General features: G+C 40.2%; 18 protein-coding genes. 5 read left to right on the top strand and 13 right to left on the bottom strand.

The features are described 5' to 3' along the window. Positions 1–252 precede the first annotated feature (252 nt). The 4 genes from LCD32_RS06675 to LCD32_RS06660 all read right to left on the bottom strand — a co-directional run bounded on the left by LCD32_RS06675 (position 253) and on the right by LCD32_RS06660 (position 3,541). Positions 253–921: a potassium channel family protein gene (locus tag LCD32_RS06675; RefSeq protein ID WP_008345123.1), complete on the bottom strand. Its 669-nt coding sequence runs from the start codon at positions 919–921 to the stop codon at positions 253–255. A gap of 37 nt (positions 922–958) precedes the next feature. Beyond that, positions 959–1,801 (bottom strand): gamma-glutamylcyclotransferase, encoded by an 843-nt coding sequence (locus LCD32_RS06670; protein WP_224563276.1) that lies wholly within the window; start codon positions 1,799–1,801, stop codon positions 959–961. A gap of 27 nt (positions 1,802–1,828) precedes the next feature. Further along, positions 1,829–3,118 (bottom strand): ATP-binding protein, encoded by a 1,290-nt coding sequence (locus LCD32_RS06665; protein WP_007498613.1) that lies wholly within the window; start codon positions 3,116–3,118, stop codon positions 1,829–1,831. Between the two features lie 144 nt (positions 3,119–3,262). Continuing rightward, positions 3,263–3,541 (bottom strand): AbrB/MazE/SpoVT family DNA-binding domain-containing protein, encoded by a 279-nt coding sequence (locus LCD32_RS06660; protein WP_017359400.1) that lies wholly within the window; start codon positions 3,539–3,541, stop codon positions 3,263–3,265. A gap of 276 nt (positions 3,542–3,817) precedes the next feature. Between LCD32_RS06660 and mreBH the strand changes: the two genes are divergently transcribed. The 3 genes from mreBH to LCD32_RS06645 all read left to right on the top strand — a co-directional run bounded on the left by mreBH (position 3,818) and on the right by LCD32_RS06645 (position 6,369). After that, a complete protein-coding gene (gene mreBH / locus LCD32_RS06655) occupies positions 3,818–4,825 on the top strand; it encodes a rod-share determining protein MreBH (protein ID WP_039168654.1) in 1,008 nt (335 codons plus the stop codon). Between the two features lie 74 nt (positions 4,826–4,899). Next, positions 4,900–5,031, top strand: a complete 132-nt coding sequence (locus LCD32_RS06650; protein WP_003210922.1) for a protein YkpC — start codon at positions 4,900–4,902, stop codon at positions 5,029–5,031. Between the two features lie 105 nt (positions 5,032–5,136). Then, positions 5,137–6,369 (top strand): aminopeptidase, encoded by a 1,233-nt coding sequence (locus LCD32_RS06645; RefSeq protein WP_008345134.1) that lies wholly within the window; start codon positions 5,137–5,139, stop codon positions 6,367–6,369. A gap of 40 nt (positions 6,370–6,409) precedes the next feature. On the opposite strand, the gene LCD32_RS06640 is transcribed toward LCD32_RS06645, so the two are convergent. Continuing rightward, complete coding sequence (locus LCD32_RS06640; protein WP_007498620.1) at positions 6,410–8,029, bottom strand: ABC-F family ATP-binding cassette domain-containing protein; 1,620 nt, start codon at positions 8,027–8,029, stop codon at positions 6,410–6,412. A gap of 144 nt (positions 8,030–8,173) precedes the next feature. Here LCD32_RS06640 and LCD32_RS06635 point away from each other — a divergent pair, with 144 nt between their 5' ends. Then, positions 8,174–8,449 (top strand): hypothetical protein, encoded by a 276-nt coding sequence (locus LCD32_RS06635; RefSeq protein WP_008345136.1) that lies wholly within the window; start codon positions 8,174–8,176, stop codon positions 8,447–8,449. A 63-nt stretch (positions 8,450–8,512) separates the two neighbouring features. On the opposite strand, the gene lepB is transcribed toward LCD32_RS06635, so the two are convergent. The 8 genes from lepB to LCD32_RS06595 all read right to left on the bottom strand — a co-directional run bounded on the left by lepB (position 8,513) and on the right by LCD32_RS06595 (position 16,826). Beyond that, entirely contained in the window at positions 8,513–9,085 is a 573-nt protein-coding gene (gene lepB, locus LCD32_RS06630) for a signal peptidase I (RefSeq protein ID WP_034647709.1), read from the bottom strand. A 210-nt stretch (positions 9,086–9,295) separates the two neighbouring features. Next, positions 9,296–11,188 carry a PTS fructose transporter subunit IIABC gene (locus tag LCD32_RS06625; RefSeq protein WP_060781033.1) on the bottom strand — a complete coding sequence of 631 codons (1,893 nt, stop codon included), beginning with the start codon at positions 11,186–11,188 and terminating at the stop codon, positions 9,296–9,298. Between the two features lie 13 nt (positions 11,189–11,201). After that, a complete protein-coding gene (gene pfkB, locus LCD32_RS06620; protein WP_058213807.1) occupies positions 11,202–12,113 on the bottom strand; it encodes a 1-phosphofructokinase in 912 nt (303 codons plus the stop codon). Then, positions 12,110–12,865: a DeoR/GlpR family DNA-binding transcription regulator gene (locus LCD32_RS06615; RefSeq protein ID WP_060781032.1), complete on the bottom strand. Its 756-nt coding sequence runs from the start codon at positions 12,863–12,865 to the stop codon at positions 12,110–12,112. Before LCD32_RS06615 ends, pfkB begins: the two co-directional genes overlap by 4 nt. A 335-nt stretch (positions 12,866–13,200) precedes the next feature. Then, complete coding sequence (locus tag LCD32_RS06610; RefSeq protein WP_035392183.1) at positions 13,201–14,394, bottom strand: ABC transporter permease; 1,194 nt, start codon at positions 14,392–14,394, stop codon at positions 13,201–13,203. Then, a complete protein-coding gene (locus LCD32_RS06605; RefSeq protein WP_007498627.1) occupies positions 14,381–15,082 on the bottom strand; it encodes an ABC transporter ATP-binding protein in 702 nt (233 codons plus the stop codon). The genes LCD32_RS06610 and LCD32_RS06605 overlap by 14 nt, the downstream gene beginning before the upstream one ends. Then, positions 15,079–16,185: an efflux RND transporter periplasmic adaptor subunit gene (locus tag LCD32_RS06600; RefSeq protein ID WP_060781031.1), complete on the bottom strand. Its 1,107-nt coding sequence runs from the start codon at positions 16,183–16,185 to the stop codon at positions 15,079–15,081. Before LCD32_RS06600 ends, LCD32_RS06605 begins: the two co-directional genes overlap by 4 nt. Before the next feature lie 20 nt (positions 16,186–16,205). After that, entirely contained in the window at positions 16,206–16,826 is a 621-nt protein-coding gene (locus tag LCD32_RS06595) for a YIP1 family protein (protein WP_224563263.1), read from the bottom strand. A gap of 518 nt (positions 16,827–17,344) precedes the next feature. Between LCD32_RS06595 and LCD32_RS06590 the strand changes: the two genes are divergently transcribed. Then, entirely contained in the window at positions 17,345–17,722 is a 378-nt protein-coding gene (locus LCD32_RS06590; protein WP_008345156.1) for a hypothetical protein, read from the top strand. Positions 17,723–17,747: the final 25 nt, after the last annotated feature.

The following is a 17,747-nucleotide window of genomic DNA, read 5'->3' as shown; positions in this document are numbered from 1 at the left end:
TCCTCCGAGTAAACAATATAATGTTTCTTATCGTAAACGAATCTGTTTGTCCAGTCAATGACATTTAGAGAAAATCAACCATATCAAAAGATTGATTTTTATTTCTGAATAGTGATAATTGGCTGAAAAATAACCATGTTCTATTTTGCTGTTCTTTTAGAAAGTAAACGGCTCATTTCCACTTTGTTCTCTCCCACAATGTCCGCCCCATACGTACACTTCTAAAGCAAAAAACACCCCTTCTCGGAGTGTTTAATAGTCGTTCTGCATTTCCCGTTTTTCAAAGCGCCCGATATCTGCCACTGCCCCAATGACAATGAGGATATCTTCTTTTTGAATCATTTCATCTGCGAGCGGTGAAACGATCACTTCTTTCCCGCGCTTAATTGCCACGATATTGATCCCGTACCTTGCACGAATGTCGAGATCTAACAAAGAGTGCCCGGCGAGTCTGCTGTTGGCGACGATTTCAATAAGGCTGTACTCATCTGACAGCTCTAAATAATCAAGCACGTTGTTAGAAATAATTTTATGTGCAATCCGTCTGCCCATGTCTCGTTCAGGATGGACAATACGGTCCGCACCAATTTTATTCAAAACCTTTTCATGGTAGTCATTTTGAGCTTTCACTGTGACCATTTTGACACCAAGTTCTTTCAGCATAATCGTTGTTAAAATACTCGCCTGAATATTTTCACCTATCGCCACGATCACATGATCAAAATTGCGAATGCCTAGGTTTTTTAGGACAGATTCGTCCGTCGAATCACCAATCACGGCATGTGATGCAATTTTAGCATATTCGTTCACACGATCTTCATTCATATCCATGGCCATGACTTCAAGTCCTTCTTCGCTTAGCGCCTTGCAGATACTTCCGCCGAAGCGTCCAAGACCAATGACTGCATATTCCTTTTTCATGTTCAGACTCCTTTTATATCACTTACCATGCATTTTACTACGGTTTGATTAATGAATCCATATGTGACCGTATTTTTTTACGGAATGCTTCACTTAAGTAAAGGTCTGCTCCTTTTTCGATTTCACTGCGATAATGACCAGGAGGCGCAATTTCTTCGCTCTTTTTTAAAACGAGAAACGTTAAGCAGTCCTCATACACTTGATCACCTACTGTGACATCGACAAATGCTGGACGATAAGTTCCTTCATTTACACCTTCTCGTTTGTACAAATAACGAATGGCATCAAAAGGTACTTCATATAGAACACCCTCTGTTTCTCCACCGTCTTCTACCATATCTGCTCTTGATCCATCAGGGCGCACCAATGTAAACCTTGTGGTAAAATGATCAAGTGTGCCGCCGCCGATGATTTGTTTGAAATAATGTTCCACTTTCGCAAGCTTAAACCTTGCATCATCCATACAGGACCCATAGGCAAAATAATAGAAGGAAGACGGTTTGCGCTCCCATAGTTGATATGACTTCCAGCAGCCGCTTTCAATCTCCTTCAGGCTCGATGCCTTCTGCTTACATATTGTATAAGCAACGGCTGACCTTGGCCCCTGGTCTGTCATAACCTCTATTTCCTGCTGGTCATACCCTTCCTCTAGCTCATCTATCTTATGCAGCGTTTCATCACTGACCTCATACAATTCTCCATATACTGTGTTTTGTTCCGAGACAACACACACAGGGTAACCCTCACCTGTATCGTACAGTCTCCCTTTTATCCAAGCAGATGCTGCTAATGGACTGCTTTCTTTCATCAATGTCTCGTGATACTTTTCGTGCTTTAAAAGTGTCCCATACACAAATAACGTCTTTGTCTCTTTCGTCATCACACATCACATCCTCTCACCTTGCTACTATCTGCTTTTTTGATACACAGGTAAGTAAATATCAAAAGCCGTCCCTTTGCTGAGCTCACTCTTTACATCCATTCTTCCATGGTGATCTTTTAAGATCGTCGCACAGATCGTTAAACCAAGTCCTGTACCTTCTTTTTTAGTCGAAAAGAAAGGATCATATATTTTCAGAATGTCCTCTTCGGACATTCCTTTTCCTTCATCTTGAATCGTGATTTTCCATTCATTCATCACTTTTTCTGTTGATATGTATATATTGCCGCCTTCAGGCATCGCCTCGATCGCATTTTTGATTAAGTTAATGAACAGTTGCTTCATTTGATTGGCGTCTGCTAATATCGTGCCAGCATCCTGCTTTTTAAATGGCTGTTTGAGATCAATATTTGAAAGAACGGCATTGGTCTTTAATAACGTAATCACCTGCTCTAGCAAATCATGGAGCTGTACTTCTTGAAATTGAACCGATTGAGGTTTTGCTAAGACAAGCAGCTCACTTAAAACAAAATCAATGCGTTTAATTTCAGAAAAGATGATATCAAAATAATCGGTTCTTTCAGGATATTGCGTTTTCATCAGCTGCAAAAATCCATTGACTGAGGTGAGCGGATTTCTGACTTCATGGGCAATGCCAGCGGCTATTTGCCCTGCAACAGCCAGCTTTTGTGCCTGCATTTGCAATTGCTGATTTGATCTTTCAAGTTCAAGCTTTGCCTGCTTTTGTTTCGTGATATCTGCAACCGTTCCAATACCTCCAGTAAACTGGTGCTGTTCATCGAAATAAAGCTTATAATGCACATCTCCCCATACCTTTTTTCCTTCTTTATGGAGAAGCTGCAGCTCCACCCGCCCCTCATCCTTATGCTCTTTGATCACAGACAACAAATGCTGAACGACATGCTCTTCTTGATCAAAGTACTGATTGTACATCGTACCTAGACACTCCTCTATGTCGTAACCCGTCATTTGTTTCCATGCTTGATTTAAAAAAATGATTTCACCTTTTTCATTGGTTTCAAAAACGATTTCTTGCAAGTTATCTGTGATTCGATTCAGCCGCTCTGTCAGTTCGTGTGCTTCTTTTTCTCGTTTATTTAAATCTGATACAAGCAAATTCAACCGGTCCACATAGCCTGAGATGGTCCAAATACCGGCCAAAACAACGACTGTAAAGGCTAGATCGAGCGGCCAATTAATGTGATAGCCGCTAAGATAATAAAAGAAATCCCAGCTCAAAATTAATATAAATGCAAGAACGGATAACAGGATCCGTACTTGATATGTTTTGTTCAAATAATTCCACCTGCCGCCCTGAGATTCTTTGTCAATTGTACCATTTTCCACTTATTTTTTGAGGGAGATGCGGCATTTTTAAGGAACTTTTTTAGAAAAAAAAGCCTGCTCTCAGCACAATGGGAGAGAACAGGCTATTTTTATTTACTGCTGAAGGGCTTCTTGAAGCTCTTTTAGCAGTAGTTCTGCGCCTTCAGCGCTTAATGTAATTTGACCATTTCCATACTCGTGGTTCTCAGAAGTAATCTCACCAGTCATCAGGCAGACGCCCTCTGGCTGATATTTTTTCAAGACGATTTTATCTCCATCTATAAAAAATTCCATACTGTCTTTAATAGCGATATCAAGTGCTCTTCTCAATTCGATTGGCATCACAATACGCCCTAGTTCATCTACTTTTCTTACAACTCCGATAGATTTCAATTTCGTTCCCTCTTTCTTTCATTAGCTCAAGATCAATCTGTTTTTCACCAATTGATATATCGTAGACGTAAGAGATTCTTAAAAGGTTTCTCCTGCATAAAATTTTTTTTCAAAATCGAAAAACCAAAGGGAAAATTTATTGTGAATGTCAAAATGAGACTTGAATTTTACAGATTCATTTCAAGGTGATCACACACCCCCACAAATGACCTCAACCCTCTGAACTTTTAAATGTAAAATTGTTTAAAACAGCAAAAATAGAGATTGGGTGAAAACATGTTTCAAAATGCCGAAATTGGAATTGATTTAGGAACAGCTAACATATTGGTTTACAGTAAAAATAAAGGAATTATTCTCAATGAACCATCCGTTGTGGCAGTAGATACGGAAACAAAAACTGTCCTTGCAGTGGGGGCAGAAGCAAAAGAGATGATTGGGAAAACACCTGGAAAAATTGTAGCGATCCGTCCGATGAAAGATGGTGTCATCGCTGATTATGATATGACAACCGATTTACTCAAACAAATTATGAAAAAAGCAGGAAAAAATATTGGGTTTACCTTTAGAAAGCCGACCGTGGTTGTTTGTACACCTTCAGGCTCAACAGCAGTCGAACGCCGCGCGATCAGCGATGCTGTCAAAAATTGCGGGGCAAAGCATGTGCATTTAATTGAAGAACCCGTCGCAGCTGCAATCGGTGCTGATCTCCCGGTGGACGAGCCTGTTGCCAACGTCGTTGTAGACATTGGCGGAGGAACGACAGAGGTAGCGATCATTTCATTTGGCGGGGTTGTCTCTTGCCACTCGATCCGAATTGGCGGAGATCAACTGGATGAAGATATCATTACTTTTGTGAGAAAGAAATACAATTTACTGATCGGTGAACGGACAGCTGAACAGGTAAAAATGGAAATTGGTTATGGACTCATTGAACACGAACCTGAGTCATTAGAAGTACGTGGACGCGACCTTGTCACAGGTCTTCCAAAAACAATTACACTTGAATCAACAGAAATTCAAGGTGCTATGCGTGAATCACTTCTTCATATTTTAGAGGCGATTCGGGCTACATTAGAAGACAGCCCTCCAGAACTGAGTGGTGATATCGTAGATCGAGGCGTCATTCTAACTGGCGGTGGTGCACTATTAAACGGCATTCAAGAATGGCTCTCTCAAGAAATTGTCGTCCCAGTTCATATCGCAGCAAATCCTCTTGAATCTGTCGCAATTGGAACAGGTCGTTCATTAGAAGTCATCGACAAATTGCAAAAAACATTAAAATAATCTTCATGTTCTACTTCTTTTTTCATCATTTCGATCATATCGTGATGAATGGATAAACGTGAAGGAGGAAGAACATGTTGCTTGATTTAGGTAAACGGGTCGTTGTCACAGTCATTTTAACCGGTATTATTTTAGGAGGAATGAGCCTATCGTTTTCACATATGCCCCCTTCTAATGCACAGCCTGTGAAACAACTGAACCGCTAAAAAAGCCGCACGAAAGCGGCTTTTTTATTTTGCTTCGGGACGGCTCCCCATTTTCCTTTTCGGTCTTAAATCTGATATGATGAACATGACTAAAGGAGGGTTTTTATGAGTTCATTCGAAAAACAACTAGATCAATATGCAAAAACCATCGTTGAAGTAGGTGTAAATGTTCAAAGTGGTCAAGAAGTGGTCGTATCTGCGTTCACTGAATCTGTAGACCTTGTCCGCCTTGTGGCAAAACACGCATATGAGCGCGGAGCGAAAAACGTACATATCCGCTGGAGTGATGGTGTTCTGACCCGTTTAAAATATGAACATGCCCCACAAGATGTGTTTGAGCAATTTCCAGAATGGGAAGCACAGATGATGGAAACCATCGCAAAACGTGGCGGTGCTTTTATTACGATCTTGTCAGAAAGCCCTGATCTTCTAAGTGGCATTGACTCGAAAAAAATTGCTTCACAGCAAAAAGCTGCAGGTTCAGCACTTCATACATATCGTCAATACGTTCAATCTGACAAAGTTGCATGGACAGTCGTCGGTGCTGCATCAAAAGATTGGGCGAAAAAGATTTTCCCTGAGCATGCAGATGAAGAAGCTGTTGCATTATTATGGGACCAAATCTTTAAAGTCGCCCGTGCTGACCAGCCAGATCCTGTTGAAGCGTGGAAAAAGCATGATGAATCACTAAATGAAAAAGTAAAAGTATTAAATGAACGTCACTACCACAAGCTGCACTATGAAGCACCAGGTACAGATTTAACGATTGAACTTCCAGAGCAGCATATTTGGGTAGGTGCTGGCAGCGTAAGTGAACGCGGCGTATCATTCATGGCCAATATGCCAACAGAAGAGGTCTTTACCGTACCTAAAAAAGATGGTGTAAACGGGACTGTCTCTAGCACTAAGCCACTTAGTTATGCAGGAAACATTATCGATGAATTTACGTTAACCTTTGAAAATGGGCGTATTGTAGATGTGAAAGCCAAAGAGGGCGAAGACATTTTAACCTCTCTCGTTGAAACAGATGAAGGCTCACATTATCTAGGTGAGGTTGCCCTTGTACCAGACGATTCACCAATTTCTAACTCAAATATCCTCTATTACAATACACTTTACGATGAAAATGCATCCAATCACCTTGCCATTGGCAGCGGTTATGCATTTAATATCGAAGGCGGTAAAGAGATGAAACGTGAGGAACTAGACGCAGCTGGTGTGAACAGCAGTATTACACACGTCGATTTCATGATTGGTTCAAAGGAAATGAATATTGATGGAATCACAAAAGATGGTAAACGTGAACCGATTTTCCGTAATGGAAATTGGGCTTTTTAAAGAAAAAAGACATCCTCATGTGGATGTCTTTTCTTTATGTTTATGCATACAGCTCTTGTAGTCTTTTTTGAATCTCTTGATCTGATAAGAACTCATCATAAGTTGTTTGTTTATCAACGATGCCATTTGGCGTCACTTCGATAATCCGATTTGCAACTGTTTCAACAAACTGATGGTCATGAGATGAGAAGAGCATAGCCCCTTTAAAGCTCATTAGACCGTTATTCAGCGCTGTGATGGACTCTAGGTCTAAATGGTTCGTCGGCTCGTCTAACAGCAAAATATTCGCTCCAGACAGCATCATTTTTGATAACATACAACGAACCTTTTCTCCACCTGATAAGACGCTTGCTTTTTTCTTCACTTCTTCCCCAGAGAAAAGCATACGGCCTAAGAAACCACGCAGGAAGCTTTCACTTTGATCATTAGGAGAATATTGACGAAGCCAATCAACAAGATCTAAATCGCTTCCTTCAAAATATTCACTGTTGTCTTTAGGGAAAAAGGCTTGAGATGTTGTCACGCCCCATTTAAACGTGCCGCTGTCTGGCTCCATTTCACCAGCAAGGATTTTAAATAAAGTAGAGACAGCAAGTTCATTACGGCTTAAGAACGCAATTTTATCCTCACGATTCATAATAAAGCTGACGTTATCAAGTACTTTTACACCGTCAATCGTTTTTGATAGACCTTCTACTTGAAGGACATCATTTCCGATTTCACGCTCTGGCGCAAAATGAACATAAGGATATTTACGAGAAGATGGTTTAATGTCATCTAGCGAAATCTTATCAAGCAATTTCTTTCTTGATGTCGCTTGCTTCGATTTAGATGCGTTCGCACTGAACCGAGCAACGAATTCTTGAAGCTGCTTAATTTGTTCTTCTTTTTTCTTGTTGGCATCCTGGCTGAGTTTTAATGCCAGCTGGCTTGATTCATACCAGAAATCATAGTTTCCGACATACACTTGAATTTTTCCAAAGTCAAGGTCTGCAATATGCGTACATACTTTGTTTAAGAAATGACGATCATGCGATACGACGATGACGGTATTTTCAAAGTTAATGAGGAACTCTTCTAACCACTGAATGGCTTGTAAGTCCAAGTGGTTCGTTGGCTCATCGAGAAGTAGAACGTCAGGCTTACCGAATAAAGCTTGTGCTAAAAGCACTTTTACCTTTTCAGATCCGCCAAGCTCAGACATTTTCTTCGATTGCAGGCTCTCTGGAATGCCAAGACCTTTTAATAGGATCGCAGCTTCACTTTCCGCTTCCCATCCGTTTAACTCAGCAAACTCACCTTCAAGCTCTGCTGCACGAATCCCGTCTTCATCTGAGAAATCAGGTTTCATATAAATCGCATCTTTTTCCTGCATCACATCATATAGACGTTTGTGACCCATGATGACGACTTTTAACACTTCAAACTCTTCGTATTCAAAGTGGTTCTGTTTTAAAATCGCTAAACGTTCACCAGGACTCATATGAACATCGCCCGTTTGAGCTTCAATTTCTCCAGAAAGAATCTTTAAGAACGTTGATTTACCAGCTCCATTGGCACCAATTAGTCCGTAGCAGTTGCCAGGAGTGAACTTAATATTTACTTCTTCAAATAATTTACGATCAGCAAATCGCAAACTAACATTATTCACTGCAATCATTTATTAATCCTCCATCACTCATTCATCAATATGAAGTATAACATGAATAACGATTGATAGAAACGTCTCTCGCTAAGAACAAAGGCTTTTTGTCCAATATGGTATAATAAGTGGGAATGTTTTTGTTGAAGGAGTTCGGGCGATTTGAGATTACTCACACTCATGGAATACTGTTTATTAATTTTCTTTATGGGCATTTATTTATCGGCAACAGGCTTTAATGCAAGAGACTTTGGCCTTTATATTGGGCTTGTCCTCATTTACACACTGGTCCACATCTTTTCAAAACGCTTTTTACAAAAGCGCGGAAAAGACAATGTGAAAATTGGATTATTCCGTTCTGTTTTGGCGATTACTGGGTCCGTTTTCGCTTCTGTTTTGGCCATTGTCATCATTGTCACGATGCTCACACCAAATTAAAAACGACCCTACAGGAAGGGTCGTCCATTCAAGCACCTTTCTTACGCAATGAGAAAGGTGTATTTATTGTGTTTGTCGAATATCGCCAAATGGGAAGAAAACAAATTCTGATGTGCCGACAATCCGATCCTTTTCAATGAGTCCGAGTCCATTTCGACTGTCCATAGAATTCAGTCTGTTGTCACCCATAACAAAGTAATCGTTTTTCGGTACTTTCACTGGACCAAAATCTCCTGTTAAATGTACCTCATACTCTTTGGCATGCGCCTTGTTCTCTTTTAAATAAGGCTCATCTACTTTTTTACCATTAATGTAAAGCGTATCATCCTTCATTTCAATCGTGTCGCCTGGAAGGCCGATCAATCGTTTGACATAATGAATTTTCTGACCGTCTTTTCCATTAATAATCACGATGTCACCACGTTTGACTCCACCGAGATAGTTGATGGTTTTGTTGACAAACAGCTTTTCTCCATCATGAAGGGTTGGTTCCATTGACTCTCCTTCCACCACATACGGCTCAAAAATAAACGTACGGATGATGAGGACGAGGGCAAGTGCAATTAAAATAGCTTTGATCCATTCAAACAGAGAACTTTTCTTCTCTTTTTTGGCTTGTTTCCCATCAGATTGAATGTCATTTTCGTTTTGTTTGTTTTCTTCGTTCAAAATACTGCTTCCTCCTAAGACTTTCTGCTAAAAGACTTGAAACGCGAATTGAATAACTTTACTTTATCACATGTCATTTAAAAATTCACAAGACAACCATTCAATTAGATATTTTTTCCTAATTTGCTGATGATTAAACAAAAAGAAGCACCGCTCTTCACGATGCTTCTTTTCAAATTAAGCTTCTTGTCGGACTGGTTTTTTTAGAATTCCGAGAAGTAGCGCTGTAACAATGGCACCGATTAAGATGCTGATGATGTAAAGAACTGGATGGTTTGTTACCCAGAAAACGAATAGTCCGCCGTGCGGTGCAGGAAGCGTCACTCTAAAGAATTCTGTTAATCCACCTGCAACTGCTGCACCAATCACAGCTGAAGGAATGACGCGCAGAGGATCTGCCGCTGCAAACGGGATCGCCCCTTCCGTAATGAACGCAGCTCCCATGAAGTAGCATGTAATACCTGCTTCGCGGTCACGTTTAGAGAATTTGTTTCTAAAGATTGTTGTCGCTAGGGCAATTCCTAGCGGCGGCACCATTCCGCCTGCCATAATCGCAGCATGCGGTGCATAGTTGCCAGCAGCAATCATCGCAAGACCAAATGTGTAGGCCGCTTTGTTAATCGGACCACCCATATCAATGGCCATCATACCAGCTAAAATAATCCCCATTAATACAAGGTTTCCAGTACCAAGTGATTCAAGCCAGTGTGTTAATCCGTCCATGACCATTTTAACAGGCGTGTTGACGATGTAATGCATGATAATCCCTGTAAAGAAAATACCGAACAATGGATAGAGCAGAACTGGTTTAATACCATCGAGCGACTGTGGTACAAAAGTGAATACTTTTTTGAGCAGCACCACGATGTAACCAGCAAGGAAACCAGCAATCAATCCGCCTAAGAATCCAGCACCTGCTGCAGAGGCCATGAATCCGCCAACCATACCTGGTGCAAAACCTGGACGGTCTGCAATACTCATTGCGATAAATCCAGCTAATACAGCAACGATTAAGGCAAGTGCATTATCTCCGCCAATTCCTTTTAATACAGCTGCAAATGAATTGAAAGAAGGATCTTTAGGGTCAGCTGAATTAATTCCCCAGAAGAATGAAATCGCAACGAGGATACCGCCCCCAACAACAAACGGAAGCATGTTGCTTACACCGCTCATTAAGTGCTTATAGAATCCACTTCTTCCCTTACCTGACGATTCATTTTCATCTTTTGAAGAACTGCCGCCTGAACCTTTATAAATCGGCGCATCTTGGTTGATGGCTTTTTCGATCAATTCTTGCGGACGGCGAATTCCAGCTGTCACAGGTACTTCAATGACATGTTTGCCTTTAAAGCGTTCCATTTCAACTTGTTTATCAGCTGCCACAATAATAGCTGGCGCTTCTTCAATTTCTTTTGCTGTCAGGGCATGTTTAATTCCACTAGAGCCGTTTGTCTCAACTTTAATGTCAACGCCCATTTCTTTTGCTTTTTCTTTCAAAGCATCTGCGGCCATAAATGTATGCGCGATGCCTGTTGGACAAGCTGTCACCGCTAAAATTTTAGCAGGTTTTCCCGGTGCAGTCGGTTCCTCTTTGACTTCCTCTTCTTCTTCATCGTCTTTATCATGTGTATTGATAATTTCAATGATTTCATCTTCAGTAGCCGCTTCAAGAAGCTGCTTTCGGATCTCTTCACGCATGAGAAGTGTGGATAAACGAGAAAGTGCTTCTAAATGCGTGTTGTTTGCGCCTTCAGTTGCTGCAATCATAAAGACAAGATGACTTGGCTGTCCGTCTAATGATTCATAATCTACACCAGCTGTTGAACGACCAAATGCAATGGCAGGTTCTTTCACACTTGCTGTTTTCGCATGAGGAATCGCAATTCCTTCTCCGATTCCCGTAGAGCTTTGTTTTTCACGATTAACAACAGCTGCTTTGTAGCCTTCTTTATCATTTAATTTACCAGCTGTATCTAATACAGTGACCAGTTCTTCAATAACGGCTTCTTTTTGCTGGCTGTCTAATTGAAGCTTAATCGTATGCTTCGTGAGTAGTTCTGTAATTTTCATGATGACTCCTCCTTTAAATGCGTGTGACTTTTACTTGTGGCAATAATGTATCGACAAGCTCTTTTGTTCCAAGTTCCTCAGAAAATGCTGTAGCACTTCCTGATGTGACGCCAAGCTTAAATGATTCTTCTATGGAAAGGCCTTTAGAAACGCCAGCTAAGAATCCTGCAACGACTGAATCCCCTGCACCAACTGAGTTGATCAGCTTGCCTGTTGGAACATTAGATTGAAAGATCCCTTCCTTACTGAATAAGAGAGCGCCGTCTCCAGCCATAGATACAATGACATGTTCAGCACCTTGTTCCAACAGCTTTTTCCCATAAGGAATGGCTTCTTCTGCAGATGAAATACTGGTTTCAAACATTTCACCTAACTCATGATGGTTTGGTTTCATTAAGAATGGTTTCAGATCTGCTGCTTTTTTTAAGGCTTCTCCAGAAATATCAAGTACGACTCTTACCCCTTGCTTCGCACATACCTCAGCAATGCGCTCATATGTGTTATGAGGCAGTGAAGAAGGAATGCTACCTGCTAATACAACGACATCGCCTTCTGTTAATGAAGTGAATTGGGATAAAAACGAATCGAACTGTGCTTCAGTAATACTTGGACCGAGCCCGTTGATTTCTGTTTCTTCGCCTGTTTTTAGTTTCACATTGATACGTGTATCTTCTGACACCTCATGAAAGGCTGTTTGTAATTGTTCGTTTTGTAAAAAGTCTTGAATATATTTGCCTGTAAAACCGCCAATGAATCCAAGTGCTTTTGATTCAACACCGTGCCGTTTTAAAAGCCTTGAGACATTGATTCCTTTACCACCTGGATATTTTTTGTCATAGGTTGAACGATTTAAACCGCCGACCGCAAAATCCTCCACGTGTACGATGTAATCAACTGATGGGTTTAAAGTAACTGTATAAATCATGTTTTCACTACCTTTATAACCGTTTTTTCATGGTAATTATCGAATGAATCCTCTTTTGCGTCGTTTGTGATAATGGTCGCTTCCTGTAAACTAGCAAAGGTTGAAAACGATATTTCGCCAAACTTTGAGGCATCTGTTAAGATGTAGGTTTTTTTCGCCTGCTTCATGGCTCTTTTTTTAATGAGCGCTTCTTCTGGATCAGGTGTTGTAAACCCTGCCTCGGGATGAATGCCGTTCGTCCCAACAAAGCTCTTGTCAAAACGGTAATTTTCCATAGCTGTCAAAGCTGCGGCTCCCACCATGGCTCCTGTTCGATGTTTCACTGATCCGCCTATCAGGTAAAAAGAAATGCCTTTTCTCATGAGTGCTTCAATGTGCATGACACCATTTGTCACCACCACGATATCTTGATCTGGATCGATAAAGTCAATCATTTGCTGTGTTGTCGTACCAGCATCTAAGTAAATACAATCGCCTTGTTTTAAAAGTGATGCAGCTGCCTCTGCAATCAATGACTTTTCATGAAGGTTTTTGGCAGATTTCTCAAACACATCCGGTTCAAGACGAATACTAGATATTTTAGCTGCTCCTCCGTGAACTCTTTTAAGAAAGCCTTTTTCTTCGAGGGCTGACAAATCTCTTCTAATTGTAGATTCAGACGCATCCGTCATAATCATTAAGTCCTGTATTTTGATGACATCGTTTTCTTCTAAATAGTCGATAATGAGTTGATGTCTTTCTGGTGTTAGCATTGAAAACACCCCCTTTTGAAAACGTATTCATTTTGCGCGCACCTTTATTGTAATCGCTTTTTTCAACATTATCAATACAAAACAATCAAATACATTCAATAACTATCAAAATCTTTCACAATGGTCATCTTACCTTTATATGTACCATTTGTAAACTGAAAAATATGTGACATTGAGAAGAAAGTCATGATATTAGCATTTCTATCATTTTTCATTTCATTCAATTGAACGAAAAAAAGCCTTTATGCGTTTTGCATAAAAGCTTCAGGTGGGGAGCAGCAGGCAATATATCTCGTTCTACCTTCTTGTCAGCACCTCGTACGTTAACTTTAGGATTATTCATATCTAAGTGATTCAATCGGATCGAGCCTCGCTGCTTTATTGGCAGGAATCAGTCCAAAAATAATACCAATGAGCATACTAAATAGGACGCCTCCACATACGATTTGCCACGATACAAGAGAAGGCCACCCTGCAAACAGTGACACAAGTGAAGCACCTCCGAAGCCAAGCGCGATTCCAAGTAACCCACCGATCAGTGTAAGGACGACAGACTCAATTAAAAACTGAACGAGTATTTGAGCCCTAGTTGCCCCAAGTGCCTTTCGAATTCCGATTTCTCTTGTTCTTTCTGTGACAGATACGAGCATAATATTCATGACACCAATGCCGCCGACAAGTAATGAGATACCAGCAATTGAGCCAATGATTGTTGTCATGACAGACGTAATCTGACCAATGCCTGCTGCAATCTCTTCCAGATTGATCATTTCGTAAGCATCTTCTGTATGATGGTTTTCATTTAAGCGTGCAGCCGCACTCTTTCCCACTTCTTTCATTTGATCAGCATGTGCAACTTGAATAGACAACTTATCATATTCTTTCACACCGAATGCAGTTGTCAGCATTGCAAAAGGGACATATATTTCATTCATATCAAATGAGAACAGACCTTCCTGTTTTGCTAAAACTCCGATCACCTCAACCGGCTGTCCATTCATCCAAATCAACTCGCCTACTGCCTTCTCTCCATTAAACAATTCTTTTTGTATCCCTTCTGAAATAACAGCTGCCCTTCTTCCGCTCCTAAAATCGATTTCACGTAAGTCCTGTCCTTCTGCTATATGTAATGAATGTACATTCGTGTAGCCTTCATTAATTCCATTGACCGTTGCATCTATTGTTGTATCTTGGAATCTTAATTGCATGCCTTGTGCCGTGGAGGAGGCAACCTGTTTAACCCCATTCAATGCTTGAACACTTTGAATGTCTTCTTCAGTAAATGTGGCTTCAAATAACGCATTCGGATTCGCATTTAACTCCTCATCAGAGGGTGTATAGGTCATATCAATGGTATTGTTTGGCCCTGAAATTGATTCTTTCAGCATTTGCTCTCCGCCTTGACCGATGGCAACGACTGCAATCACTGATCCAACCCCAATAATAATGCCAAGCATTGTTAAAATAGAACGCAATTTATGAGCTAGGACAGAATTCAGCGCTATTTTGATATTTTCAAAGAGTTTCATTCATTGCGTCTCCTTGTATCAATCTATCTTGAACGAGGCGTCCATCTCTTACAACGACTATCCGGTTTGTATACGCAGCTATTTCTTCTTCATGAGTAACGAGCACAACCGTTGTTCCTTCCTCATTGAGCTTTGTAAACTGTTCCATAATCGAGCCGCTCGTTTTTGAATCAAGAGCGCCTGTTGGTTCATCTGCCAAGATGAGCTTCGGCTCATTGACAATCGCACGTGCGATGGCTACTCTTTGCTTTTGACCCCCTGACAACTCGTTTGGCATATGCTTCATTCGATCTGCCAAACCAACCTTTTCAAGTGCCATTTCCGCACGCTCTTTTCTTTCCTTTTGACTGATACCAGCGTAAATCATCGGAAGTTCAACATTTCGCCTCGCATTTAATCTAGGCAGTAAATAAAATTGTTGAAAAACAAAACCAATGGATCGATTTCGAATCACTGCCAATTCTTGATCCTTTGCTGCCGACAGCTCCATACCTTGAAAATGGTACTGTCCGGAGGTCGGGTGGTCCAAACAGCCAATGATATTCATTAACGTTGATTTTCCAGAACCGGACGGGCCCATAATGGACATATACTCGCCTTTACCAATGACGAGGTTCACATCACTTAATACATCAAATGTCTCCTCAGCGACTTCGTAGCTTTTTGTCACGTTTGAAAGCTGAATCATTCAGCATTCACTTCCATTCCGTCATACATATCATCTGATGGCTCTGCAATGATTTGATCTTCTTTTGTTAAACCTTTCGTCACTTCAAGATCTTGACCTGACGTTTCACCTAATGTCACTTTTACTTTCTTCAGTGCATTCTTTTCAACAACATAAACGTATGATCCATCTTTCTCTTTTTTTACGGCTGTTTCAGGAATTGTGAGCACTTGACGCTTGTCCGTTTCAATTTCCATGATCATTTTAAAGCCTGGTTTTGCATCCGGCTTTTTCCCTTTTATTTCAATTTCGACTGGATATTGTACGGTTTGATCACTAGCAGCTGTTTCTGCTGTTGACTGGGCAGGCACAGCGCCCACTTTTTTCACCACTCCTTGCCAGCTCTTTCCGCGAATGACATCAGACGTTACCTTTACTTTTTGTTTCTTTTTGACTTTCATGGCGTCATACTCAGTGATTAAGCCTCGTACGATCATTTTTTTCTCATTGCCAATATGGATCACCGGCTGTCTCTCTTCTAGCTTCCCTGCGCCAGCATCTTGCTCGATGGAGATGACTGTTCCTTCAATTTTGCTATGTATCGTTAAATCTTCTATTTGTGCCTTTATTTTTTCTTGGTTAAGCTCCGCTTGTTTTTGCTCTAATTCAGCGGCTTTGAGTTCGAGTTCAAGCTGATCTCGCTCGTTTTTCGAATCAGAGCCCGCCTTTTTCCCCTGATTTTCATCTAATGTATTGAGTCTACTTTGTAATTGTTCAAGCTTTAATGTACTTGATTCAGCTGCAAGTGCTTGCTGCTGTTCTTCAAGCTCCAGTTCCTTATTTTCATATGTAAGGAGCGGTGTTCCAACTTTCACCTTTTCTCCTTCTTTCACAGCGATATGATTCAGGCTTCCCTTCTCCTCTTCTGTATAAATGAATTGCTCCTCCGAGAATGAAAGTGTTCCAGGCGTCATCACCGTAGAAGTTATTTCTTTTGATGCAAGTTGGATTGTTTTAAATGATGCCGTAGAGGCAGGCTTTGATTGGTTTTTTGCAATATTAAATCCAATGAATAGACCAATCACAATAATGATAATGGATCCGATAATGATTTTCTTTCTCATAAAAACATTCTACCTCCAGCTTACTGCATGTTGATGGTGATCGTAGTTCCTACATATTGAAAAATTAAAGATAATACATAAAAGACACTCACAATAATCCAAGATATTCTTGGCGAAATGCGGCCGACTTTGATCAATAAAAAGCCTGTTAAAACAAGATTCCAGATCACAAAAAGATCGATATTGGCTAACACGGCATGCCATGGACCAGACATTCGAATGAATGCGTTTAATGAGGTAACCGTGATATCTTTTGGCACATGAAAAAAAATGATCGCCAAATGAGAAATAATCGTACCAATGATCGTAATAGGCGTGATATACAGTACACCTGAAAACAGCTGATGAAATGTTGCATCACCTTTTGCTAAAAAGACGATGAACTTGTATACGGCAGTATTAATGACAATCCCAATGACCAGACCAATGAGCGTGATCACATAAACGAAAGGGATTGGTAAAATTAAATCTGCCCACAATCCTTCATTCACTAGCTGAGACAAATAAGTGACAACAACTGTTAATACAAGCACACATGATAAAGGCCACCAAACGAATGGCTGCTCCCACACTCTTTTTAAATACTCTGATGGTCTTGTGCTTACGCCTATAATTGTGGGTTTTTGCGTTGTTTCTTTCATCAAATGTCATCCTCTCCATGTGCTGTAAGTATGGAATCGTTTTTTCATACTCTTGTTGTTTCTATTTTATCAAAAGATTGCCAATAAGTGATAGATCATTTGATTTTCTTATTTTCATAGTGATAGGATTGAATCTATTATTCTATTTTCATGAACGACATCTTTCAAATGATACCTTGATCCGACCATATTCATATGAAAAAATCATGATTTTACTGACTGAAAAATAGTTTATGAAGTAAACAACATGTCTTTCGGAATAAATATCCTTTTCCTTTGGATTCAGATGGTCTCAGTTAGACACAACAATTTTTTGTTAAAATATTCCTAGTAATTTCAATGAATCCCGGCTTTATAGGACTATGTTTAGCGCCTTTTATAGAACAGATGAGCCTTTAGTATCAATACTTTCATATTAAAAAAATAAAAATAAAAGGATTTTACTTGATCAAATGTTATTTTTTCATATAATGTAAAATAGAGGTAGGTTAAATGATAGTGGAAATGGAGTCAAGTGAATGTTAAGAGAAAAATTGAAAATGCAATTGATTTTACTTTATGAAAAGGAACAAGAAGCATGGCAATACTTTAGAAAGGAAAGAGAACTGATTTATCATGAGCTCAAATTACTTGATATGAAAGAGAGCAGACCTTCTAATGACAAAATATACTACGCAGCAAGGTGTGTAGATATTATTAAAGAAAAAAAGGGAAGCATCGTGAGCACAAAAGAACTAAAAGAACAGCTTCAAGCTCAAACAGATTTCAATGTGAGACGAATCAGCGAATTGTATGATCTCATTCAACAGCTCGATCCTCACATTTCTAAAGCACGTCGGGGATGTTTTATTTACGAAGATCATACCCAAGTACCTCTACAATCTTTTCACACATAAAAAAATTGGTTACAGCCGCTGGCCA

The sequence above is a fragment of the Bacillus sp. RSS_NA_20 genome, from assembly GCF_020165915.1.
Lineage (GTDB): Bacteria > Bacillota > Bacilli > Bacillales > Bacillaceae > Bacillus > Bacillus altitudinis.
The sequence above is the reverse complement of the archived record's forward strand: the minus strand, read 5'-3'. Positions and strand labels throughout refer to the sequence as shown.

Coding starts and splice junctions, on each gene's coding strand:
- LCD32_RS06670 (WP_224563276.1), bottom strand. CDS start 1,801: ATGACGAAAGAGACAAAGACGTTATTTGTGTATGGGACACTTTTAAAG.
- LCD32_RS06615 (WP_060781032.1), bottom strand. CDS start 12,865: ATGCTAACACCAGAAAGACATCAACTCATTATCGACTATTTAGAAGAA.
- LCD32_RS06645 (WP_008345134.1), top strand. CDS start 5,137: ATGAGTTCATTCGAAAAACAACTAGATCAATATGCAAAAACCATCGTT.
- LCD32_RS06610 (WP_035392183.1), bottom strand. CDS start 14,394: ATGAAACTCTTTGAAAATATCAAAATAGCGCTGAATTCTGTCCTAGCT.
- LCD32_RS06600 (WP_060781031.1), bottom strand. CDS start 16,185: ATGAGAAAGAAAATCATTATCGGATCCATTATCATTATTGTGATTGGT.
- LCD32_RS06675 (WP_008345123.1), bottom strand. CDS start 921: ATGAAAAAGGAATATGCAGTCATTGGTCTTGGACGCTTCGGCGGAAGT.
- LCD32_RS06590 (WP_008345156.1), top strand. CDS start 17,345: ATGTTAAGAGAAAAATTGAAAATGCAATTGATTTTACTTTATGAAAAG.
- LCD32_RS06625 (WP_060781033.1), bottom strand. CDS start 11,188: ATGAAAATTACAGAACTACTCACGAAGCATACGATTAAGCTTCAATTA.
- pfkB (WP_058213807.1), bottom strand. CDS start 12,113: ATGATTTATACAGTTACTTTAAACCCATCAGTTGATTACATCGTACAC.
- mreBH (WP_039168654.1), top strand. CDS start 3,818: ATGTTTCAAAATGCCGAAATTGGAATTGATTTAGGAACAGCTAACATA.
- LCD32_RS06640 (WP_007498620.1), bottom strand. CDS start 8,029: ATGATTGCAGTGAATAATGTTAGTTTGCGATTTGCTGATCGTAAATTA.
- LCD32_RS06650 (WP_003210922.1), top strand. CDS start 4,900: ATGTTGCTTGATTTAGGTAAACGGGTCGTTGTCACAGTCATTTTAACC.
- LCD32_RS06595 (WP_224563263.1), bottom strand. CDS start 16,826: ATGAAAGAAACAACGCAAAAACCCACAATTATAGGCGTAAGCACAAGA.
- LCD32_RS06605 (WP_007498627.1), bottom strand. CDS start 15,082: ATGATTCAGCTTTCAAACGTGACAAAAAGCTACGAAGTCGCTGAGGAG.